Genomic DNA, 21,609 nt, shown 5'->3' with positions numbered 1-21,609 from the left:
GGACACAAAATCCATTTCTCCTCCAAACAGGGGTCGTTTATACTTGGATCACAATGATAAACGATTCCCTCCGGCGGAGGGCGGAAAGAAGGTGCTCTTTTCATGTATTTGCACGGAACAGCCCAAGTCAATGAACAGGGCCGCCTGGAAATCGGCGGCTGCGATACGAAGGATCTGGCGGAACAGTACGGCACTCCGCTTTATATTGTCGATGAGGCTCTTGTGCGTCAGCGTGCAAGGGAATATGTCGACGCATTCAAGGCTTCCGGATTCAAGTTCCAGGTTGCTTACGCAAGCAAGGCGTTCAGCACCGTGGCGATGTGCGCGATCGCCGAGCAGGAAGGGATGTCTCTCGACGTCGTATCCGACGGAGAGCTGCACACAGCTCTGCAAGCCGGTTTCCCGGCAGAACGCATCCACTTCCACGGCAACAACAAGACGCCTTTCGAGATCGAGATGGCCATCGACGCCGGCATCGGCTGCTTCGTGGTGGACAACTTCACGGAGCTTGAGCTGCTGAACGCGATCGCCGGGTCCAAAAACCGCAAAGTCAACATTCTGCTGCGGATCACACCGGGTGTAGAAGCGCATACCCATGACTATATTTCCACGGGACAGCAGGATTCGAAGTTCGGCTTCGATCTTGCGGCCGGTGCCGCTTATCGTGCCGTAGAGGAAGCGTCCAAGCTCGATAATCTCGTGCTTCTGGGCATCCACTCCCATATCGGCTCCCAAATCTTCGAAGTGGAAGGATTCCGCATGGCCGCTGCCAAAGCGGCTGAATTCTCTGTCGAAGTCCGAGACAAGCTGGGCCATATCTTCCGCGTCATCAACCTCGGCGGCGGCTTCGGCATCCGCTACACGGAAGAGGATGCCCCGCTTCCGGCCGGAACCTATATCGCCGCGATCACCGATGCGATCCGCTCCAACTTCTCCGCAGCCGACTATCCGCTGCCCGAGATCTGGATCGAGCCGGGCCGCAGCATTGTGGGAGATGCCGGTACGACGCTGTATACCGTCGGCACGTTCAAGGAAATTCCCGGCGTGCGCAAGTACGTCGCCGTCGACGGCGGCATGACCGACAATCCGCGCCCTGCGCTGTATGAATCCAAGTACGACGCCGTGCTTGCGAACCGCGCTTCCGAGCCAGCGAGCGAGACGGTTTCCGTAGCGGGCAAATGCTGCGAGAGCGGCGATATGCTCATCTGGGACCTCGAGCTGCCGAAGGCGGAAAGCGGCGATCTGCTGGCTGTATTCTGCACCGGCGCCTACAACTACGCGATGGCGAGCAACTACAACCGCATCCGCCGGCCGGCCGTCGTCCTCGTCAAGGATGGCCAGTCCGACCTCGCCGTGCAGCGCGAATCTCTGGAAGATATATCCAGAAACGACCTTCTGCCGGAGCGCCTGCGCAAGGCTGGCGTCCAATCTTAGTCGTAAAAGCAAAGCCCTTCGGAGAAACCCGCGTTAATCAACGTCGGGCTTCTCTTTTTTTAATTCCGTTTGCCTATTTCTCCGAGGCTCTTCGGCAGTGAGTGAATTAGACGGATTTTTCGCCTAATTCCTTGAAATTAGGGTAAATAGGAGCGAATAAGAAGGGTTTTCCGCCTTATTCCTTGAGATTAAGGTAAATAGGAGCGAATAAGACGGGTTTTCCGCCTTATTTCTTAAGTTTAAAGTAAATAGGAGCGAATAAGACGGGTTTTCCGCCTTATTCCTTGAGTTTAAGGTAAAAAGGAGCGAATAAGACGGGTTTTCCGCCTTATTTCCTCGAGTTTAGGGTAAAGAGATGGGAATTAGACGAATTATTCGTCTAATTTCAAAAATTTGGAATGAACACCGTGTTTGACGAACTTATCCAACGTATTGATGGACGGACAACAAAGGTATCTCTCTGCTCCTGTGCAAACGGAGCTGTCCTCTGTTTGGACAGCTGCCGTTTTGCTTTTCGAGAATAGAACCCGCGCGAGAACCGCGGTTTCTCTCTGCTCCTGCGCAAACGGGGCTGTCCTCTGTTTGGACAGCGGCCGTTTTGCTTTTCGAGAATAGAACCCGCGCGAGAACCGCGGTTTCTCTCTACTCCTGTGCAAACGGAGCTGTCCTCTGTTTGGGCAGCTGCCGTTTTGCTTTTCGAGAATAGAACCCGCGCGAGAACCGCGGTTTCTCTCTACTCCTGTGCAAACGGAGCTGTCCTCTGTTTGGACAGCTGCCGTTTTGCTTTTCGAGAATAGAACCCGCACGAGAACCGCGGTTTCTCTCTACTCCTGCGCAAACGGGGCTGTCCTCTGTTTGGACAGCTGCCGTTTTGCTTGGAATGCTGCCTTAGTGTATGATAGAATCCGTACATACCGTTAGAGGACAAGGAGTGACTATCATGGCAAAACAAGCAAAAATCACGCTGGAAAACGGCGGAGAAGTGGTTCTGGACCTGTTCGAAAAGGACGCCCCGAACACGGTCGCCAATTTTGAAAAGCTCGCGAACGAGGGCTTCTACAACGGACTGAGCTTCCACCGCGTCATTCCGGGATTCGTCGCTCAAGGCGGCTGCCCGAACGGCACCGGCACCGGCGGCCCTGGCTATACGATCAACTGCGAGATCAACCCGAACAAGCATGAGCGCGGCTCCCTCGCGATGGCGCATGCGGGACGCAATACGGGCGGCAGCCAGTTCTACATCTGCTATCAGCCGCAGCCGCATCTGGACGGACAGCATACGGTCTTCGGCAAAGTTGCCAAGGGCATGGAGTATGTCGATGCGTTCAACAACGGCGCGAAAATGGCCAAAGTAGAAGTTTCCGAGGCTTAAGGAAGGCTTTGCCCGAATAGTCCGGCGGAGGGACAGCCCTCTGCCGGCTTATTTCTTTTCTCCCTTGTCCGCAGCCGCGAAGCCGGAACGGCTCCAATTCCAAGCCGCCGACTTGCAATTTGGATGGAGGCAAGGTAAGATGCAGGAAGAACAGTTATCATTCTGGATACAGTTTCTTGCCGGCATGATCGTTCGACAGGTTTGAACCAAATACAGCGGTTTCCTTCGGGGTCGGGTGAAAGTCCCAACCGGCGGTGATCCGCCTGCGAGCGCCAGAGCAAATGCTCCGCCTCGGCAGCGCGGCAAGTCCGTGACCCGATTGCCATTTCCCGCAAGCTCTCGAGAGCCTGCGGCGCAAGGCAAGCGGTGGACCTGGTGAGATTCCAGGACCGACAGTACAGTCTGGATGGGAGAAGGAGCCGCTTTTGATGCTCGCCATGCCTTGTTCCAAGGCGTCTATTTTGGCATCCATCAGCGAAGGCCATCCCTCCGGATGGAGGATGTTTGGCATATTCGCGAAATGTTTTGCCATAGACACCTGCTGGTACGAAGCATGCATGCGGGAATAGCGACGGGTGTCCGTCTGCTTTCCCCTACCCTGGCAAGGAACTGTACTTTCCTTGCCGGCGTGATCATCCTAAGCGGACTCGATTGTCATCCACACCCCCGAAGGTTTAGCGTCGGGGGTGTTTTTGCGTTATGGAACGGATGGACGACGGATTTTATATGGATCTGGCCCTGGAGATGGCTGCCAAGACGTCGGGGCAGACCTCGGTCAATCCGGTCGTCGGCTGCGTCGTCGTCAACAACGGCCGCATCGTCGGCATCGGAGCGCATCTGAAACGGGGAGAAGGCCATGCCGAGGTGCATGCGCTCAATATGGCCGGCGAAGAAGCGGAAGGCTCGACCGTCTATGTGACGCTAGAGCCATGCAGCCACTTCGGCCGGACGCCGCCGTGCTGCGACCGGATCATTGCCGCCCGCGCGGCCAAGGTCGTGATTGCGGCGATCGACCCGAATCCCGCTGTCGCGGGAAGCGGAGCCGGCAAGCTTCGCGAGGCCGGCATCGAGGTCGTCACCGGAGTCCGCGAAGCGGAATCCAGACGTCTGAATGAAGCGTTCAACAAATTCATAACGACCGGGCTTCCGTTCGTCACGCTCAAGACGGCCTCGACGCTGGACGGCAAGATCGCAGCGAAAAGCGGCGACAGCCGTTGGATTACCGGACCGGAATCACGCGAGGCGGTCCATGCGCTGAGACATCGCCATCAAGGCATCATGGTCGGGATCGGGACCGTGCTGGCCGACGACCCTTCGCTCAGCGCAAGGCTTTCCGTGCCGGCGCTCCAGCCGGTCCGGATCGTTGTCGATTCAACGCTGCGGCTCCCGCCGAAGGCCAAGCTTATGGATGGCGCAGCCCCGGTCATCGTGCTGGCGTCCGGCGCTGCCGACCCGGCGAAGCGGGCAGCTCTGGAAGCCGCCGGCGCCGAGGTGATCCTTTGCGGCCATGGCCGAACGGTCGACTTGAAGCAGGGAATGAAGCAGCTCGGCGAGAGAGAAATCGGCTCGATCCTCCTCGAAGGAGGGGGCAGGCTGAACGGGGGCATGCTGGATAACAGGCTCGTCGACAGGATCAGGCTGTTTTTCGCTCCGAAAATCATCGGCGGGGGAGCCGCTTCGCCGGGAAGCTTTGATTTCGGCGGGTTTCTGCGGATGGAAGAGGCGATAACCCTCGTGGATACGGAGATGGAGCGGTTCGGAGACGACTGGTGCTTGTCCGGAGTTCCGCTTTACGGAGATAAGGAGGCTGAGCCATGTTCACCGGCTTGATCGAAGAAATAGGCACCCTGCAGCGGGTGTCCCAGAGGGGCGAGGCTCTCTTGCTGACTATTGGAGCTTCCAAGGTTTTGGAAGGGGTCGGCCTCGGGGACAGCATTTCCGTCAATGGAGTGTGCCTGACGGTTACTTCCTGGGACAAACGAAGCTTCAATGTCGACGTCATGCCGGAAACCTACCGTCATACGAATCTGAAGGACCTCCCGGCCGGAAGCCCCGTCAATCTGGAACGGGCGATGGCGGCAGGGGGGAGGTTCGGAGGGCATATCGTTCAAGGGCATGTGGACGGCACCGGAATGATCATGCAGCGCAGGGTCGACGCCAACGCGGTCGTGTTCCGGATCAAGCCTCATGATGACGCGCTTATGCGATATGTCATTCCCCAGGGATCCATTACAGTCGACGGAATCAGCCTCACGGTAACCGGTACGGAAGGCGGCGGACTCGACATATCGATCATCCCCCACACGTTGGCCCAGACGGTGCTTCAGCATAAAAAAGCCGGAGACACCGTCAATCTGGAATGCGACATTGTCGGGAAATACGTGGATCACCTGCTTCATTACGGCAGCCGATCCGTATCCTCGCCTTCCGCTTCCCAGCCCTCTGGCGGTCTAAGCGCCGCCTTCCTTGCCGATAATGGATTTATTTGAGAAGCCTGAAGGGAGAGGACAGAAGTGGAACACTTTGACCATCAAGAAGGACCGACACCGTTCGATACCGTCGAGGAAGCGATCCAGGAGCTGCTTGCAGGCAAGCCCGTCATCGTCGTCGACGACGATGACCGCGAGAACGAAGGAGATCTGATCGCGCTGGCCGACAAGCTGTCTCCGGCCGTCGTCAATTTCATGATTACGGAAGCCCGCGGACTCGTCTGCGTGCCGATTACGGCGGAGAGAGCCGAGGAACTGGAGCTGCCTCCGATGGTGTCGCAAAATACGGACTATCACGGAACGGCGTTCACGGTATCCGTCGACCATATCTCCACGACGACCGGCATATCCGCCCATGAGCGTGCGGAGACGATCAAGGCGCTGGTCGACGGGACGGCCAAGGCGGGCGACTTCCGCCGTCCGGGCCATATCTTCCCGCTGATCGCCAAGGACGGCGGGGTGCTGCGCCGGGCTGGACATACGGAAGCCGCGATCGATCTGGCCCGGCTGTGCGGCTCCAAGCCCGGAGCGGCTATCTGCGAAATCATCAAGGAAGACGGAACGATGGCCAGGCTGCCCGATCTGACCGCGTTCAAGGAGAAGCATGGCTTGAAGCTCATTACCATCCAAGCGCTGATCCAGTACCGCCATCGCCGCGACAAGCTTGTCGAACGGGTGGTAGAGGTGAACATGCCGACCGACTTCGGGGTTTTCCGGGCTGTGGCCTACACCAATGAGACAGACGGGAAGGAGCATGTGGCCTTCGTGAAGGGAGAGATCGATCCGTCCAAGCCGACGCTTGTCCGCGTCCATTCGGAATGCTTGACGGGCGACGTCTTCCATTCGCGCCGCTGCGATTGCGGTCCGCAGCTGGCGGCGGCTCTCCGTCAGATCGAGGAAGCCGGGAGCGGCGTCCTGCTCTACATGAGGCAGGAAGGCAGAGGGATCGGGCTCATCAACAAACTCAAAGCCTACAAGCTGCAAGAGCAGGGATTCGATACGGTAGAGGCGAACCTGAAGCTCGGCTTCGGGGCGGACTTGCGGGATTATGGCATTGGAGCCCAGATCCTGCGCGACCTCGGCATCGCCGAGATGCGCCTGATGACGAACAATCCCCGCAAAATCCGCGGTCTGGAAGGCTACGGACTGAGCGTTGTGGAGCGGGTTCCGATCCAGATGGAGCGCAACGAAAGCAATACGAACTATCTGAATACAAAAAAATCGAAGCTAGGCCATCTGTTGGAGTTTGAAATATAAGCCGATTATCATAGAATAGAAAGGTGTGTTCAGTTCCATGACGAAATATTATGAAGGACATCTGGTCTCGCAAGGTCTTAAATACGGGGTTGTCGTCGGCAGGTTCAACGAATTCATCACAGGCAAGCTGCTGAGCGGGGCGCTGGATGCGTTCAAGCGCCATGGCGCTGGAGAAGAAGAAGTGGAAGTGGCCTGGGTTCCGGGAGCGTTCGAGATTCCCTTGATCGCGCAGAAAATGGCCGAAAGCGGCAAGTACGATGCGGTCATTACGCTCGGTGCTGTCATTCGGGGATCGACGCCCCACTTCGACTACGTATGCAGCGAGGTAGCCAAAGGGGTGGCGGCCATCAACCTGAAGACCGGGATTCCGACCATCTTCGGCGTTCTGACGACCGATTCCATCGAACAGGCCGTGGAGCGGGCCGGAACAAAGGCAGGCAACAAAGGATGGGAAGCGGCGACGGCAGCCATCGAGATGGCGAATCTGACCCGATCCATCCAGGGCTGAGCAAGGAACAGACCTTGCCGGCGCAACGTTCCGCCGTCCGATACGCATACGAACGAGCGGGACGACTAGACGGAGGGTGAAGCGGCATGTCCGTGCACTACAAACTGGAGTCATTTGAAGGGCCGCTGGATCTGCTGCTTCACTTGCTCGACAAAGAAGAAATCGAAATCTACGACATACCGGTAAGCCGCATCACGGATCAGTATATGGAGTATCTTCATGCGATGCAGGAGATGGAGCTGGATGTGACGAGCGAGTTTCTCGTCATGGCTGCCACTCTGCTCGCGATGAAGAGCGGCCAGCTGCTGCCGAGGCCTCCGGTCATGGAGGAATACGAAGAGTACTGGGATGAGGACGAAGGCCTTGACCCGCGGGATGAGCTCGTGCTCAAGCTGGTGGAATACCGCAGGTTCAAGCAGCTTGCCGAGCAGCTTCGCGACCGCGAGATGGCCAGAAGCCTCGTGTACAGCAAGGAGCCGGAGGACCTGACTCCTTATTTGAAGGAAGACGACACCCATCCTCTGGAAGGGCTTGACTTGACCGACCTCATGGCCGCCTTCCGCAAAGCTCTGCGCAAGGCCGTCCGCCGCAGCGCCGTCGCTACGGTGCACAGGGACGAGATCAGCGTGAAGGACCGCATCCGTGACATCTCTGAGCTGCTGCGCGAGCATGAGACGGTCCGCTTCTCCCGGCTGATCGGCGGCGGCTTGGAGCGTCATGAGATCGTCGTGACGTTTCTGGCCATTCTGGAGCTGATGAAGATGAAGCAGGTCCGCGTGTTCCAGAACAGCCTGTTCGACGATATTGTCATCCATTGGAGAGGGGAAACGTCTGAAAGTGATGTATCAGCAACTGAAATCGATTATTGAGGGACTCCTGTTCATGGCAGGAGATGAAGGACTGAACGCCCGCCAGCTGGCGGATATCATGGAGATCGACGCCAAGGCCGCGGCGGACATCGCCCACTCTCTCCAAGCAGATATGGAGAAGGACGGGAGGGGGATCCGCATCGCCGAAGTGGCAGGGGCATTCCGATTCACGACCCATCCCGGCCATGCGGCCTACTTCGAGCGGATGGCTTACAGTCCGACGCGGTCGAGCTTGTCCCAGGCGGCGCTTGAAACGCTGGCGATCGTAGCCTACCGCCAGCCGATTACGAGGGTGGAGATCGAGGAGATCCGCGGGGTCAAGAGCGAGAAGGCGATCCAGACTCTGGCCGCCAAGGATCTGATCGAAGAGAAGGGCAGAGCCGAGCAGATCGGCAGGCCGATCCTGTACGGGACGACCCGGTCCTTCCTCGACCACTTCGAGCTGTCATCCTTGGCCTCTCTGCCCGAGCCTTCCTCGGTCAGTCCGGACAACGATCTGGACGAGCAGACCCAGCTGCTGTTCGACAGGCTGGAGCAGCGGCAGCTGACGATAGACGATGCGGACAGGGAAGGAAACGACTGACGCGGAATGCAAAAAAGATCGGCATAAGCCGGTCTTTTTTTTCATTTCTGGGCATGCTAGCCATAGGCGCGGCCGCAGAAGAACAGCCAAGGCTGCCCTCAAAGGTGGTGCAGACATGCTTGGCTACCCTTATGGCTGGCTTACGCCTCTTATTCTGCTCGCAATCGCCGTCGCCTCCGCTTGGCTGGCTCCGCTGCGGATCCGGGCGGAGTTCGAGCGGACAGGCAAGGATGACAATATCGTCGTTGAATTCCGGACCTTGTTCGGGCTTCTGCATTACAAGTGGTCCGTTCCGTTCATCCGCCTGACCGGCGGCGGTGTCGATGTCCGCAACCAGACCAATCTGGATAAGGGCGTCCTGGACACGGAGACACGCAGAGACGGCAAGGTTACGATGGAGAGCGTGAACAAGTGGATCGAGCGGGCCAAACGAATGTTGAGGCAGACCGACGATCTGACCGGCCTTGCGCGCCATACGCTTTCGAGAGTGGAAGTGCGGAAATGGGAATGGAACTCCGCCATCGGAACCGGGGACGCGGTATGGACCGCAATGGCCACGGGAATGGTATGGTCCGTCAAATCGACCATTCTTGGCGTGCTCTCGCAGCTGACCCGGCTCAAAACAAAGCCTTCCGTCACGGTCCAGCCCGAATACCGCGGCGCAGGGTTTACAACGAGTTTCTTGTGCATAGCCCAAATCCGCTTTGGTTATGCTATCCTTGCCGGACTGCAGCTGCTTGTCCGGATGAAGAGAACGGGAGGAGGCGTCAGATTATGGCAGAACATCCTATTCAAGGCCTAATGCAGACCGCCATGGAGAACATCAAGGAAATGGTGGACGTCAACACGATCGTCGGCGATCCCGTGCAGACGCCGGACGGCAGCGTCATCATGCCGATCAGCAAAGTCGGCTTCGGTTTTGTCGCGGGAGGAAGCGACATCCGTTATGACGGATCGGACAATAGCGCGCAGTCCCAAACGGAGGGAAGCTCGGCGAACATATCGCTGCCATTCGGCGGCGGCAGCGGCGGCGGGGTATCCATCACGCCGATCGCATTTCTAGTTGTCGGCAGTCATGGCGTCCGCGTCGTGCCGCTAGACAACCAGACGCATCTCGTCGAGAGAGTCATCGATTCGGTGCCGCAGGCGTTCGAGAAGATTACCGGCATGTTCCGCAGCAACAACGGGACAGAACGTGTGGAAAGCACTCTTATCGACACCGATCATCTCATTTGATTTTCCGGGCCAATAGGCCTTTCCGCTGCCCGCGAGACGGGCAGTTTTTTTTCTTGGAAGAGAGCTTGTTCATAATTGCGGGACAAGGCACATAATCTATCAACAGGGAGTCGGCCCTTGGCTGATCCTTCAAGGAGGATGTACGAATTGACGGCAAAATCGGCATTCAAAACGTGGGGCGCGGCGCTGCTGTCCTGCGCTCTTGTCCTTACGGTCCGGACGGGAACAGCTGCGGCCGAGCCCGCTCCGTTGTCCACCAGCGCCAAGGCCAGCGCATTGATCGACGTGCAGTCCGGCAGGATTCTGTACAGCGAGTCGGGCGACGAGCCGATGCTTATCGCCAGCCTGACCAAGATCATGACCGCGATCACCGCCATCGAAGACGGAAATATCAAGGATACGGTGACTGTAGGTCCGCGTGCCGTGGGCAAGGAAGGCTCTTCGATCTATTTGCGCCTGGGCGAGAAAATGAGCCTGCACAATATGCTGTACGGCCTGATGCTGCGTTCCGGCAACGATGCCGCCACGGCGATCGCGGAGCATGTCGGAGGTTCGGAGGAAGGCTTCGTCCGCATGATGAACGAGAAGGCGGAATGGATCGGTCTGGAGCATTCGCATTTCGAAAACCCCCATGGACTGGACCAGAAGGGCCATCTCTCCACAGCGAACGATCTTGCGAAGCTTGCCGCCTATGCCCTGCACAATCCGGTGTTCGCGGACATCGTCAAGACCAAGGTGCGCAAAGCGCCGAACCCCAACGATCCGTGGGACTACAGCTGGGCGAACAAGAACAAGATGCTGGCCTTCTATGAAGGCGCGGACGGGGTCAAAACCGGCTATACGAAAACAGCTCTGCGCTGCCTGGTGAGCTCTGCGACCCGGAACGGCCAGCAGCTTGCGGCCGTCACCTTGAACGACCGGGACGATTGGAAGGATCATCAGAACATGCTTGATTGGGGATTCCAGCATTACCCTTTACGCCAGATCGCCAAGAAAGGCGAGGCAGTCCAAGGCTATCCCCTGGCGTCCGGGAGAAGCTTCAGCTACCCGCTTGCCGAGGGAGAGGAAGCCGGACTGACCGCGAAGCTTATTCTGCTGGACTCGGCGAAGCAGCCGACGCGCTATGCTCTCGGAGAACGCGGCAAGCTGGAATGGTCGCTGGCAGGAAAGCCGATCGGCGGGTCACCTGTCTATGATGCCGGCAGCCCGAGGCTCGGCATGCCCGACAAGCCTGCGGGTTCGTTCCGGCCGGGCGGCATGTTCCCGACCCGCTCCGAGAGATTCGCGGCAGCGCTCAAGAAGACGGAAGAGGTATTGTTCGGCAAGTAGAGCGGAAGGAGCTGATGCCGGTTGGTCAACTGGATCTGGCTGTTTTTCATCGTGGTCAGCATCGCGGCGGCGGCATTCACAGGCAGGATGGACCAAGTCACGCAGGCGGCTTTCGACGGAGCCAAAAACGGAGTGACGATCTGCTTCGGGCTGATCAGCATTCTCGTATTCTGGATGGGACTCATGAGAATTGCCGAGGACGCCGGGCTGCTGAAGCGGCTGGCCAAGCTGCTGAGCCCTCTCGTGCGCCTGCTGTTCCCGGATGTGCCGAGCGGCCATCCAGCGCTTGGCTATATCATGAGCAACATGAGCGCCAACATCCTGGGACTCGGCAATGCCGCCACGCCGATGGGAATCAAGGCGATGCAGGAGCTGCAGAAGCTCAATCCGAGGCCGGACACGGCCAGCCCGGCCATGTGCACCTTGCTTGCCCTCAATACATCCAGCATCACGCTCGTCCCTACGACTCTGATCGCAATCCGGATGAACTACGGCTCTGCGAACCCGGCGGAGATCGTCGGCACGACGCTGGCCGCTACCGCTGTCGCGACTGCGGCCGCCATCGCCTTGGACCGCTGGTACAGGCGCAAGCAGCCGCCGGCGGAGCTCATGCCCCCTGCCTATCCGCGCGATAACGGGCTTCGTTCCAGCGGCAGGAGCCGCTCGTCCGGAACGGCGCCTCCCGGCGCTGCCCGGCCTCCGGCCTAGACAACGGGAAGGGGAGACAAGTCCATGCTGCAGATGATCAATATCCTATCCGCCTGGATGATCCCCGCGATCATCGCCTTCATCCCCCTCTACGGCGCCTACCGCAAAGTTCCCGTCTACGAGACGTTCACGGAGGGGGCCAAGGAAGGATTCGGCACGGCGATCGGCATCATCCCGCATCTTGTCGGCATGCTGGTCGCGATCAGCATGTTCCGCGCTTCCGGAGCGATGGATGTCATCGTCGGCTTCATCCAGCCTCTGCTGGGAAAGGCGGGCATTCCCGGCGAGGTTCTTCCGCTGGCCTTCCTGCGTCCGCTCACCGGCGCCGGCTCGCTCGCCTTCACGGCCGACCTGATCCAGACCTATGGGCCGGACAGCATGATCGGGAGAATCGCCTCCACGATTCAAGGGAGCACGGATACGACGCTGTACGTCCTGACGGTTTATTTTGGAGCGGTCGGAATCCGCAAAACCCGTTATGCCCTGAAGGTCGGCTTGGTTTCCGATCTGGTCGGTTTTCTCGCGGCGGTATTCATCTGCCTGTACATATTCAACTGAGCCGCGCCACTCGCCTAGCCATCAATAGATCAAGCCTGCTCCTCCGGAGGGCAGGCTTTTTTGCGCATGGGACAGCATCGCTCCGTCCAGCTTGTGCTTTTGTCCTGCAATCGGTATGATGAAGGGTGAGGTGAAGGAAGTGGAACGTTTACAGAAAATCCTGGCCGCTGCCGGCGTGGCATCGCGCCGCAAATGCGAGGAACTCATTACGAGCGGAGCGGTCGAGGTCAACGGGATCGTCGTCAAGGAGCTCGGCACGAAAGCCGATCCGGCCAACGACATCATTGCCGTCAAGGGCAAGCCGATCGCATCCGAAAAGAAGATTTATTTGATGCTCAACAAACCGAAGGGCGTCATTACGAGCGCTTCGGACCCGAAAGGACGCAAGATCGTCAGCGACTTCCTGCCCGGCATCAAGGAGAGGGTATACCCTGTAGGCCGGCTGGACTATGATACGGAAGGCCTTCTGCTGCTTACGAACGACGGCGAGTTCGCCAACCTGCTGACGCATCCGAGCCACCACGTGCCGAAAACCTATCTGGCGACAGTGAAGGGCGTGCCGCACGGAACCGCTCTGGAGAAGCTGCAGAACGGCATCAAGCTGGAGGATGGAATGACCGCTCCCGCAGAGGTCGAATATCATGACGTCGACATGGACAGCAAGCAGTCCACTGTCCAGATTACGATCTACGAGGGACGCAACCGGCAGGTGCGCCGCATGTTCGAGGCGGTAGGACACCCCGTAACGCGCCTGAAGCGGATCCAGTTCGGCCATCTTGGGCTCGAGAACATGCAAAGGGGCAAATTCCGTCATCTGACGGTCTCCGAAATCAAGGAGCTTATCGACGCGGCGAACAGCAAGTCACATAAAGTTCATAAAAAGTAAGAGGCAGCCCGCTGCTGGAAACTTTTCCGCGCTATAATGAATGATAAGAAACGCTTTCATTAGGATGGTGAACATCATGAGGGGCTCTGCCCGCAGACCCGTTCAAATCATAATCCTTCTCGGCGTCTTGCTCCTGGGCGGTTACGCCATCGGCAAGACGCTGTTTGCGTCGAAGGAAGGATTGCCGTCGCCGGGCGACACGCCGCCGGCCTTCACGCTGTCCACTCTTGACGGCAAGACGGTCTCCCTGGATGAGTACAAGGGCAAGCCCGTCGTGCTCAATTTCTGGGGCAGCTTCTGTCCTCCATGCGTCAAGGAAATGCCGGAGTTCGAGCGTCAGTACGAGAAGTGGAAGGGAGAAGGCCTGGAAATTCTGGCCGTCAACCTGAGCGAGGACAATCTGACCGTGCAGAATTTCGTCGCCGGCATGGGGCTTACCTATCCGATCCTGCGCGATGTGGACAAGGACACGGAACGGCGGTACAAGCTCAGGCAGTATCCGACCACGTTCTTCATCCGTCCGGACGGCAAGATCGGGGAAGTGTACGCCGGAGGAATGAAGGAAGCTGACATCGACGAGCGCGTGCAGCGGCTGCTCCAGGACTGAGGTCCGTCCGCCGCTGCGCCGCACACACAGCTCCATGACAGGGGGATACATCGGTGTTCCAAAACACCAAATGCGAATGCGGCCATCAAAACCCGACCGGCACCGTGTTGTGCGAGGCTTGCGGCAAGCCGCTCGACGAGAAGGAAGCCGGCGGCACCGACTTGCTGGAGATGCGCTACGATGGAGCGGCACGCCGTTCCCAGAAAGCCGACCCATCAATCATCGACAAGATCTGGAATTTCTTCTCTTCCGTCAAGATCGCCGTTTACCTGATCATCATCACGCTGATCGGGGCATCGCTCGGCACGATCTTTCCGCAGGAGGATATTTTCCTCTCCAACATGGACATGCCTTCTTACTACAAGGATACATACGGAACGCTCGGCAGCATCTATTACGAGCTGGGACTGTCGCATACATACGAATCCTGGTGGTTCATCCTGCTGCTCGTCATGATCGGCACCTCGCTTGTCATCTGCAGCCTAGACCGGGTACTTCCTTTATACCGGGCGCTCAACAAGCAGCAGATCCGCAAGCACGAATCGTTCCTGCAGCGGCAGAAGGCCGTCTATGCCGGAGAAACCGACCAAGGCCAGGACTTCATCGACTTGTTCGCCAAGCAGGCCAAGAAGCGGCATTACAAGGTGACGCGGACCGAAGACGCCCTGCTGGCGGAGAAGAGCCGCTTCAGCCGCTGGGGACCATACATCAATCACATCGGCCTCATCGTCTTTCTGCTGGCAGTGCTGGCGAGAGCGATTCCGAGCTGGCAGCTGGACGAGTACGTGACCGTCCCGGAAGGGGATACGGTGAGGATCGAGAATACGGACCTCTTCGTCAAGAACGAAAAGTTCACGGTCCAGTACTACAAGGACGAGGAGCTGCCCGCCGAGCTGCGGGGAACGAACCGCGCCAAGCTGTACCGGACCGATGCGGTCCTATACCGCTGCCTGGCGGATTGCGGTCCGTCGTCGCCCGAACCGAAGCTGGAGCAGGTCGCTTCCCATCACATCGAGGTGAACAGCCCTCTGGAATACAAGGGGCTCAAGCTTTACCAGTTCGACTATGACAGCACTCCTGTCCTGCGCGAGGTCAGCCCCATGCTGGTGGACAAGCAGACCGGCAAGCAGTACGGACCGTTCAAGCTGGCGATGAAAAATCCGCAGACCAGCTACGAGCTCGGGCCTTACAAGCTGGAGCTGAGGCAGAACTTCATGGAGTTCGCAATCGGCGAGGACGGCAAGCCGATCACCAAGTCGAGGGATCCGAAGGCTCCTGCGTTCATTTTCCTCATCAAGGGGCCTGGATTGGCCGAGGAAGGCGAGCCCTACATCTACTTCCCGATGCAGAAGGACAAAGCCGCGTTCAGCCAGGACAAGCTCAACAAAGGCATCGCCGACCGGTTCGAAATCAAGGTCGGCAGCATGCAGAATGTCAAATTCGTCGAATTCACGACGTTCCTCAACGTCAGGGTCGACAAGGCGATGCCTTACATCTGGACCGGACTGGCCATCTCGATGATCGGCTTGATCATGGGCGCCTACTGGCAGCATCGCCGCATCTGGCTGCGCCTGGACGGCAATGCCGTCACGATCGGCGCGCATACGAACAAAAACTGGTACGGCATGAGGGCCGACCTGGCCGCTGCGCTCAAGGCCGCAGGCATCCAGGTTGATCCCAAGAGCCTCGACAACGGAGGGAACCGGACGTGAATTGGCTTGATTTCAGCAGCTCGGCTTTCGTCGCTGCTTTCTTTCTCTACTGTTTCGGATTTTTATTTTTCGTAACGGCTATCGTCGGCCGCAGATGGAGCCACGGCAACCCGGAACGGCATGAAAAGCGCTGGGGAAAAATCGCTTTTATCGTGTCCGTGCTCGGACTTGCGGCCCATCTCCTCTTCTTTACCACCCGCTGGGTCGGAGGAGGCCATATTCCGATCAGCAACATGTATGAGTTCATGACCTTCCTGGGCATGGCTATCATGGTGGCATTTACCATTATTTATCTCATCTACCGCAAGCCGATTCTGGGCATGTTCGCCTTGCCGCTTGTCGTGATCATCGTCGCTTACGCGTCCGTGTTCCCGCAGGAAGTGCAGCCGCTGATTCCGGCGCTCAACTCCTACTGGCTCAAGATCCACGTGACGACAGCGGCGCTCGGAGAGGCCTTCCTGGCCGTCGGCTTCGCCGCCGGGCTGCTCCATCTGCTCCGCACGATCGACTTTGCCGGCAAATCCGAAGACTCCCGCAAGGAGCGCCTCTGGATCGAAGTGACGATGTTCATGATCGTCGTCGCAGTCGGATTCATCATCACCGTATTCGCCTTCCGTGCGGCAGGGTATGAAGCCCAGTTCACCCAGGAGAACGTGCAGGTCAGCCAGGCTGGCGAGGAGAGCTCCAAGGTGGAGACCGTGAACTACTCCATGCCTCCGATCGTCAAGCCGTTCAACAGCACATTGGTCCAGATGGACAGCTTCCTCGGCATCAAACAGCCTGTATTCGAAGCTCCGTCCTGGATGAACGGAATCAATGCCGGCCGCAAGCTGAACACCGTCATCTGGTCCTTCCTTTCGGGCCTGATCCTGTACGGCATCCTGCGTCTTGTTCTGCGACGGACGCTGTCGGCAGCCATCCATCCGTACACGACGGATATCGATCCCGACGATCTGGATGAGATCAGCTACCGGGCGATCGCGATCGGCTTCCCGATCTTCACGCTCGGAGCGCTTATCTTCGCGATGATCTGGGCGAGCATCGCCTGGTCGCGCTTCTGGGGCTGGGATCCGAAGGAAGTATGGGCGCTCATCACCTGGCTCTACTACAGCGCCTACCTCCATCTTCGGCTGTCGCGCGGCTGGCACGGCAAGCGCTCGTCGTGGCTGACCGTCATCGGCTTTCTCATCATCATGTTTACGCTCGTAGGCGTCAACCTGGTCATCGCCGGGCTGCACTCCTACGCAGGCGCCTAATAAATTCGTTAAGGGATCGAAAGGAGCTGATACGGAGTGAATGAATATTTGCATCGCATCCTCGTCGTCGACGACGAGGAGCGGATTCGCCGCCTGCTCAAGATGTACCTTGAGAAAGAAGGGTATCAAATCGAGGAGGCGGATGACGGCGAGACAGCTCTTCGCATGGCTTCCAGCCAGGATTTCGATCTCATCCTGCTGGATGTCATGCTTCCCGGCATCGACGGCATCGAGGTATGCAGCCGGCTTCGCCAGATCAAGGCGACACCGGTCATCATGCTGACGGCCAAAGGCGAGGAAATGAACCGCGTGCAAGGCTTCGAGGTCGGGGCGGACGACTATGTCGTCAAGCCTTTCAGCCCGCGCGAGATCATCTACCGCGTCAAGGCGATCCTGCGACGTTCCTCGGCGACAGCGTTCCTGTCGCGGGAGACGGCCGCCAGCAGCAACATCGTCTTCCCGCATCTCGTCATCGAGCATGACGCGCACCGGGTAACCGCTGGCGGGCAGGAGATCAGCCTGACGCCGAAAGAGTACGAGCTGCTCCATTACCTGGCCGTAAGCCCGGATAAAGTATTCTCCAGGGAAGAGCTGCTGAAGGATGTATGGAACTATGAGTTCTTCGGCGATCTGCGGACGGTCGACACCCATGTCAAGCGGCTCCGCGAGAAGCTCAACAAGGTGTCTCCGGAAGCGGCCGCGATGATAACGACCGTCTGGGGAGTCGGCTACAAGCTCGAGGTTCCGAAGTAAAGATGAGATGGCTGTGGAGAAGCGTCGTCGGCAAGCTGTGGATCACGATCATGCTGCTCGTGGCGGTCGTTCTGATCATCCTGGGCATGTTCCTGCTCCAATACATCGACATCGCCTTCGAGGATTCATTCCGGGTCAAGGTGCTGTTCATTTATATCGGGATAATCGGGTTCCTGCTGTCTACTTTTTTCGCTTTCTTCCTATCCAGCAAAATCACTCAGCCGCTCCTTCAGCTCAAGGATGCGGCTGACCTGATTTCACAGGGCGAGTATCGGACAAGAGTGCCGATCCGCTCCTCCGATGAAATCGGCGAGCTGGCAGGAACCTTCAACCGGATGGCGTCCGAGCTGCATGAGCTCATAACGGATCTGAACCATGAGAAGGAGCATCTTTCGAGCGTGCTGCGAAGCATGGCGGACGCGGTCATCACGCTTGATGCAGGCGGCAACGTCGTTCTGGCGAATCCGCCCGGAGAGCTGCTGCTGGAGCGCTGGAGAAGGGTGGACTGGAATCAGGACGAGGATCCGGAAGGGATTCCCCTGGAGTCGGCGCCTCGTCCGCTGCGGGATCTGTTCCGCACGGTATCGATCGAAGGCAGGGATCTCAGCCAGAAGCTGCAGGTCCAGAGCGGTGTGTGGTCGGTCGTAATGGCCCCTCTCAAGTCGGAGGAAACCGTGCGTGGAGTCGTGGCCGTCATGCGGGATGTTACGGAAGAGCATCGCCTGGAGAAGCTGAGGCGGGATTTCGTCGCCAATGTGTCCCACGAAATCCGGACGCCGCTGTCGATGCTGCAAGGATACAGCGAAGCGCTGCTCGACGATATCGCCGGCTCGCCGGAGGAGCGGCGCGAGCTCGTTCAAGTCATACACGACGAGTCTCTGCGAATGGGCAGGCTCGTCAAGGATCTGCTTGATCTGGCGCGGATGGAAGCCGGCCATGTGGAGCTCAACTTCAATTCCGTGGATCTGGACGGGCTGGTGAGCCGTGTCGTGCACAAGTTCCAGGTGTACAGCATGGACCGGGACATCAAGATAGAATACCGTTCTCCGGAAGAGGCTGTCATCTTGGCGGAGGCCGACGAAGACAGGCTGGAGCAGGTGCTTACCAATCTGCTCGACAACGCCGTGCGGCACAGCTCCGACGGGTCTACCATCCGTCTTGCGCTCGGACTAAAGGATGAAGCCGGCGGCACAGCTGCCGTGCTCAAGGTTGCCGACGAAGGCCAGGGTATTCCGGCGGATGACCTGCCTTATATTTTCGAGCGCTTCTATAAGGCCGATAAAGCCCGCAAGCGGGGCGCTGGAGGCGGTACAGGGCTGGGGCTGGCGATCGTGCGCAACATCGTGGACGCCCATGGCGGCACGATCCGCGCAGAGAGCACCGAAGGCGTCGGAACATCCTTTACGCTGCAGCTGCCTGTCGAAGGCCATCGTGTTATGTCTTAACACCCTTCATAGGAGGGTGTTTTTTGTTGAATCCGGGGCTCTAATCTTGTTGCTTGTGAAACATTTAAGGCGAATAGGAGGAGGCGTCTGCCGGAATGCCGAAAAGTCGAAATGGAATCCGAGGCATTGACGATTGAAAGGAATGGAATTTGATTTTGAACGGATGGAGGGGAAAGCTGGAATGAAATCCATTTATTTGATCCGCCATGCCCACTCCGTTTATACTCCCGACGAGCGCAGCCGGCCTTTGTCGGATGCGGGGAAAATGGATGCCGGGCGAGTTGCGGATTTGCTGGAGCATGAAGAGATCGCGGAAATCTGGTCCAGTCCTTATTTGAGGTCTGTCCAGACCGTGGAAAAGCTGGCGGAGCGGATAGGGCAGCCTATCCGGCTGAAGGAGGGCTTCAGGGAACGGCTGCTCTCTGACGTGCCTGTCCGCGATTTCGGAGCTTCCGTGAAGCGGTTATGGGATGAGCCCGAGCATGCCTTCCCTGGAGGGGAATCCAACCGCATGGCGACGCTCCGTGGGATGGAGGCGTTAAGGGGAGTGCTGGAAAGCTCCAGTTCAAACCGCATAGCCGTCGGAACGCATGGCAATATCATGGCGATGATGATGAACGCCTTGGACGGCAGCTGCGGCTACGAGTTCTGGAGAGGGCTGGAGATGCCGGATATCTATAAGCTTTCCTTCGGAACAGAGGGAAGGTATAAGGGAGCCGAGCGCATCTGGAGCCGATAAGCCTCGGGAAGGACAAGCGTTCATCTCTAGTGGATCAGAGAAGAGGATACGGAGCCGATGGAAAAACCCCGCGGGCAGGCTGCCCGCGGGGTTGCTATGGGTCTGGAGGAATCAGTACAGCGTGATTTCCTTGGCCGATTTGAGCTCGTCGAGCTGCGTCATTTGGCCGAGCACGTCTTTCGGAACGCTTTTGTCTACCGTCAGGACCATGATGGCGGCGCCGCCTTCGGCTTGCCGTCCGACCTGCATGGTCGCGATGTTGACTTCGTTCGAGCCGAGCAGCGTTCCGATGCGGCCGATGATTCCCGGACGGTCATGGTGGGAGATCAGCACGAGATGGCCGGATGGAGCGACGTCAACCGGGAAGTTGTCGATCTGCACGATGCGAGGGCCGTATCCGGTCAGCAGCGTACCGGCGACATGGCGGCTTTCGCCGGAGGTGCGCAACGATACGGTGACCAGATTGGTGAAGTCCTTTGCCGCATGGGACTGGTTGATGACGACGTTGACTCCGCGTTCCTTGGCCAGATGCAGGGAGTTGATGATGTTGACCTGATCGCTTCCCAGATGGTGTCCAAGCACGCCTTTGATGATATATCGGGTGAGAGGCTGGGTATCTACTTCGGCAAGATCGCCGGAATAGCCGACCGTAATTTCGGCAACGGGGCCTTCGGCTATCTGCGCGGCCAGCATGCCCAGCTTCTCTCCAAGCTCGAAATACGGCTGCAGCTTGGTCATGACCGCTGCGGCGACCGGAGGCATATTGACCGCATTCACGAACGGCTCGCTGCGGAGAATATGGAGCACCTGCTCCGAGACGTCGATGGCGACGTTCTCCTGGGCTTCGACGGTCGAGGCGCCAAGATGCGGAGTGACGATGATTCTAGGATTGTTCAGGAAAGGATGATCCGCTGCAGGAGGTTCCGATTCAAAGACGTCGAAGGCCGCGCCGGCCACGATGCCTGCGTTCACGGCATCGACGAGAGCGTATTCGTCGACGATGCCGCCGCGGGCGCAGTTGACGATCCGCATGCCCGGCTTCATGACCTTGAACTGCTCCGCTCCGATCATGTGGCGGGTTTCCGGCGTGAGCGGAGTGTGGACGGTCATGAAGTCCGCGCCGCGCACGATATCGTCGACGCTGGCGAGCGTCACGCCGAGCTTGTCCGCCTTCTCTTCCGTGAGGAACGGATCGTATCCGAGAATGTCCATGCCGAACGCCTTGGCGCGCTTGGCCACCTCGCTGCCGATCCGGCCCATGCCGACGACGCCGAGCTTCTTGCCGCGCAGCTCTACCCCCAGGAAGGATTTGCGGTCCCATTCCCCGTTGACGGTCTTGGCATAAGCCTGCGGGATGTGGCGGGCTACAGCCATCATCATGGCGAAGGTATGCTCGCAGGTCGTAATCGTATTGCCGTCCGGCGCGTTGATGACGATAATGCCTTTGCCGGTAGCGGCTGGAAGATCGATGTTGTCCACGCCGACTCCCGCCCGGCCGACAACCTTGAGGGAAGTGCCGGCTTCGAGCACTCTGGCCGTCACTCGCGTCTGGCTGCGGACCAGCAAGGCGTCATATTCGCCGATGATGGCTACAAGCTCGTCCTCGCTGAGGCCGGGCTTCTTGTCCACCGATACGTCGGGAGCATCCATCAGCTGCTGGATGCCCAAATCGCTGATAGGATCGGAAACTAACACTTTGAACATGGGATTGCCTCCTAGCAATGGGGTGTAGGCATACGGCGCTGTGCAGCGCCGCCTTCATGGAGGCGGCAACCGTATGCGCAGGAACATCATGCAGACTATCGTGGTTCAATATAGAAAAAAGCCCGTTCCGACGATGGGAATGCCCAGCCGGGACGGGAATTTCT

General features: G+C 58.4%; 21 protein-coding genes and 1 riboswitch. Of the genes, 20 read left to right on the top strand and 1 reads right to left on the bottom strand.

Annotated elements, in window-relative coordinates; translation table 11 throughout:
* Positions 1 to 102 precede the first annotated feature (102 nt).
* The 20 genes from lysA to ACLBWT_RS04100 all read left to right on the top strand — a co-directional run bounded on the left by lysA (position 103) and on the right by ACLBWT_RS04100 (position 19,741).
* A complete protein-coding gene (lysA, locus tag ACLBWT_RS04195) occupies positions 103 to 1,434 on the top strand; it encodes a diaminopimelate decarboxylase (protein WP_447661819.1) in 1,332 nt (443 codons plus the stop codon).
* Positions 1,435 to 2,374: 940 nt separating this feature from the next.
* The gene (locus ACLBWT_RS04190) at positions 2,375 to 2,806 is read left to right on the top strand and encodes a peptidylprolyl isomerase (protein ID WP_447661818.1); all 432 of its coding nucleotides are present in this window, start codon (positions 2,375 to 2,377) and stop codon (positions 2,804 to 2,806) included.
* A gap of 217 nt (positions 2,807 to 3,023) precedes the next feature.
* Positions 3,024 to 3,228, top strand: a riboswitch (FMN riboswitch).
* Between the two features lie 277 nt (positions 3,229 to 3,505).
* Positions 3,506 to 4,636 carry a bifunctional diaminohydroxyphosphoribosylaminopyrimidine deaminase/5-amino-6-(5-phosphoribosylamino)uracil reductase RibD gene (gene ribD / locus ACLBWT_RS04185; protein WP_447661817.1) on the top strand — a complete coding sequence of 377 codons (1,131 nt, stop codon included), beginning with the start codon at positions 3,506 to 3,508 and terminating at the stop codon, positions 4,634 to 4,636.
* Positions 4,621 to 5,295 carry a riboflavin synthase gene (locus ACLBWT_RS04180; RefSeq protein WP_447661816.1) on the top strand — a complete coding sequence of 225 codons (675 nt, stop codon included), beginning with the start codon at positions 4,621 to 4,623 and terminating at the stop codon, positions 5,293 to 5,295. The genes ribD and ACLBWT_RS04180 overlap by 16 nt, the downstream gene beginning before the upstream one ends.
* A 24-nt stretch (positions 5,296 to 5,319) precedes the next feature.
* Positions 5,320 to 6,552 carry a bifunctional 3,4-dihydroxy-2-butanone-4-phosphate synthase/GTP cyclohydrolase II gene (locus tag ACLBWT_RS04175; protein ID WP_447661815.1) on the top strand — a complete coding sequence of 411 codons (1,233 nt, stop codon included), beginning with the start codon at positions 5,320 to 5,322 and terminating at the stop codon, positions 6,550 to 6,552.
* Between the two features lie 37 nt (positions 6,553 to 6,589).
* Positions 6,590 to 7,060, top strand: a complete 471-nt coding sequence (gene ribH, locus ACLBWT_RS04170) for a 6,7-dimethyl-8-ribityllumazine synthase (protein ID WP_447661814.1) — start codon at positions 6,590 to 6,592, stop codon at positions 7,058 to 7,060.
* 86 nt (positions 7,061 to 7,146) lie between these two features.
* A complete protein-coding gene (locus ACLBWT_RS04165) occupies positions 7,147 to 7,929 on the top strand; it encodes a segregation and condensation protein A (protein ID WP_076356475.1) in 783 nt (260 codons plus the stop codon).
* Positions 7,901 to 8,512, top strand: coding sequence for an SMC-Scp complex subunit ScpB (gene scpB / locus ACLBWT_RS04160; RefSeq protein WP_447662239.1), 612 nt, complete (start codon positions 7,901 to 7,903; stop codon positions 8,510 to 8,512). Before ACLBWT_RS04165 ends, scpB begins: the two co-directional genes overlap by 29 nt.
* A 115-nt stretch (positions 8,513 to 8,627) precedes the next feature.
* Positions 8,628 to 9,314, top strand: coding sequence for a DUF2953 domain-containing protein (locus ACLBWT_RS04155; RefSeq protein WP_447661813.1), 687 nt, complete (start codon positions 8,628 to 8,630; stop codon positions 9,312 to 9,314).
* A complete protein-coding gene (gene ytfJ / locus ACLBWT_RS04150) occupies positions 9,287 to 9,748 on the top strand; it encodes a GerW family sporulation protein (RefSeq protein ID WP_447661812.1) in 462 nt (153 codons plus the stop codon). Before ACLBWT_RS04155 ends, ytfJ begins: the two co-directional genes overlap by 28 nt.
* 138 nt (positions 9,749 to 9,886) lie before the next feature.
* Positions 9,887 to 11,077 (top strand): serine hydrolase, encoded by a 1,191-nt coding sequence (locus ACLBWT_RS04145; protein ID WP_447661811.1) that lies wholly within the window; start codon positions 9,887 to 9,889, stop codon positions 11,075 to 11,077.
* Between the two features lie 21 nt (positions 11,078 to 11,098).
* Positions 11,099 to 11,785 (top strand): nucleoside recognition domain-containing protein, encoded by a 687-nt coding sequence (locus ACLBWT_RS04140; protein WP_447661810.1) that lies wholly within the window; start codon positions 11,099 to 11,101, stop codon positions 11,783 to 11,785.
* Positions 11,786 to 11,809: 24 nt separating this feature from the next.
* Positions 11,810 to 12,343, top strand: coding sequence for a spore maturation protein (locus ACLBWT_RS04135; protein ID WP_021878382.1), 534 nt, complete (start codon positions 11,810 to 11,812; stop codon positions 12,341 to 12,343).
* 139 nt (positions 12,344 to 12,482) lie between these two features.
* Complete coding sequence (locus ACLBWT_RS04130; protein ID WP_447661809.1) at positions 12,483 to 13,229, top strand: pseudouridine synthase; 747 nt, start codon at positions 12,483 to 12,485, stop codon at positions 13,227 to 13,229.
* Positions 13,230 to 13,305: 76 nt separating this feature from the next.
* On the top strand, positions 13,306 to 13,836 hold the full coding sequence (locus ACLBWT_RS04125) for a redoxin domain-containing protein (protein ID WP_447661808.1): 531 nt from the start codon (positions 13,306 to 13,308) through the stop codon (positions 13,834 to 13,836).
* A gap of 53 nt (positions 13,837 to 13,889) precedes the next feature.
* Positions 13,890 to 15,548, top strand: a complete 1,659-nt coding sequence (gene resB, locus ACLBWT_RS04120) for a cytochrome c biogenesis protein ResB (protein WP_447661807.1) — start codon at positions 13,890 to 13,892, stop codon at positions 15,546 to 15,548.
* Positions 15,545 to 16,804: a c-type cytochrome biogenesis protein CcsB gene (gene ccsB / locus ACLBWT_RS04115; protein WP_447661806.1), complete on the top strand. Its 1,260-nt coding sequence runs from the start codon at positions 15,545 to 15,547 to the stop codon at positions 16,802 to 16,804. The genes resB and ccsB overlap by 4 nt, the downstream gene beginning before the upstream one ends.
* Before the next feature lie 36 nt (positions 16,805 to 16,840).
* Positions 16,841 to 17,557 (top strand): response regulator transcription factor, encoded by a 717-nt coding sequence (locus ACLBWT_RS04110; protein ID WP_447661805.1) that lies wholly within the window; start codon positions 16,841 to 16,843, stop codon positions 17,555 to 17,557.
* 2 nt (positions 17,558 to 17,559) lie between these two features.
* Positions 17,560 to 19,002, top strand: coding sequence for an ATP-binding protein (locus ACLBWT_RS04105; protein ID WP_447661804.1), 1,443 nt, complete (start codon positions 17,560 to 17,562; stop codon positions 19,000 to 19,002).
* Between the two features lie 181 nt (positions 19,003 to 19,183).
* A complete protein-coding gene (locus ACLBWT_RS04100; protein ID WP_447661803.1) occupies positions 19,184 to 19,741 on the top strand; it encodes a histidine phosphatase family protein in 558 nt (185 codons plus the stop codon).
* Between the two features lie 111 nt (positions 19,742 to 19,852).
* On the opposite strand, the gene serA is transcribed toward ACLBWT_RS04100, so the two are convergent.
* Positions 19,853 to 21,445, bottom strand: coding sequence for a phosphoglycerate dehydrogenase (gene serA, locus ACLBWT_RS04095; RefSeq protein ID WP_447661802.1), 1,593 nt, complete (start codon positions 21,443 to 21,445; stop codon positions 19,853 to 19,855).
* Positions 21,446 to 21,609: the final 164 nt, after the last annotated feature.

It is taken from the genome of Paenibacillus sp. D51F (genome assembly GCF_053345695.1).
The sequence above is the reverse complement of the archived record's forward strand: the minus strand, read 5'-3'. Positions and strand labels throughout refer to the sequence as shown.

Excerpts from the sequence above, each read along its gene's own strand:
- lysA (WP_447661819.1), top strand. The coding sequence starts at position 103 with ATGTATTTGCACGGAACAGCCCAAGTCAATGAACAGGGCCGCCTGGAA.
- ACLBWT_RS04190 (WP_447661818.1), top strand. The coding sequence starts at position 2,375 with ATGGCAAAACAAGCAAAAATCACGCTGGAAAACGGCGGAGAAGTGGTT.
- ribD (WP_447661817.1), top strand. The coding sequence starts at position 3,506 with ATGGAACGGATGGACGACGGATTTTATATGGATCTGGCCCTGGAGATG.
- ACLBWT_RS04180 (WP_447661816.1), top strand. The coding sequence starts at position 4,621 with ATGTTCACCGGCTTGATCGAAGAAATAGGCACCCTGCAGCGGGTGTCC.
- ribH (WP_447661814.1), top strand. The coding sequence starts at position 6,590 with ATGACGAAATATTATGAAGGACATCTGGTCTCGCAAGGTCTTAAATAC.
- ACLBWT_RS04165 (WP_076356475.1), top strand. The coding sequence starts at position 7,147 with ATGTCCGTGCACTACAAACTGGAGTCATTTGAAGGGCCGCTGGATCTG.
- scpB (WP_447662239.1), top strand. The coding sequence starts at position 7,901 with ATGTATCAGCAACTGAAATCGATTATTGAGGGACTCCTGTTCATGGCA.
- ACLBWT_RS04155 (WP_447661813.1), top strand. The coding sequence starts at position 8,628 with ATGCTTGGCTACCCTTATGGCTGGCTTACGCCTCTTATTCTGCTCGCA.
- ytfJ (WP_447661812.1), top strand. The coding sequence starts at position 9,287 with ATGGCAGAACATCCTATTCAAGGCCTAATGCAGACCGCCATGGAGAAC.
- ACLBWT_RS04145 (WP_447661811.1), top strand. The coding sequence starts at position 9,887 with ATGTACGAATTGACGGCAAAATCGGCATTCAAAACGTGGGGCGCGGCG.
- ACLBWT_RS04135 (WP_021878382.1), top strand. The coding sequence starts at position 11,810 with ATGCTGCAGATGATCAATATCCTATCCGCCTGGATGATCCCCGCGATC.
- ACLBWT_RS04125 (WP_447661808.1), top strand. The coding sequence starts at position 13,306 with ATGAGGGGCTCTGCCCGCAGACCCGTTCAAATCATAATCCTTCTCGGC.
- ACLBWT_RS04105 (WP_447661804.1), top strand. The coding sequence starts at position 17,560 with ATGAGATGGCTGTGGAGAAGCGTCGTCGGCAAGCTGTGGATCACGATC.
- ACLBWT_RS04100 (WP_447661803.1), top strand. The coding sequence starts at position 19,184 with ATGAAATCCATTTATTTGATCCGCCATGCCCACTCCGTTTATACTCCC.
- serA (WP_447661802.1), bottom strand. The coding sequence starts at position 21,445 with ATGTTCAAAGTGTTAGTTTCCGATCCTATCAGCGATTTGGGCATCCAG.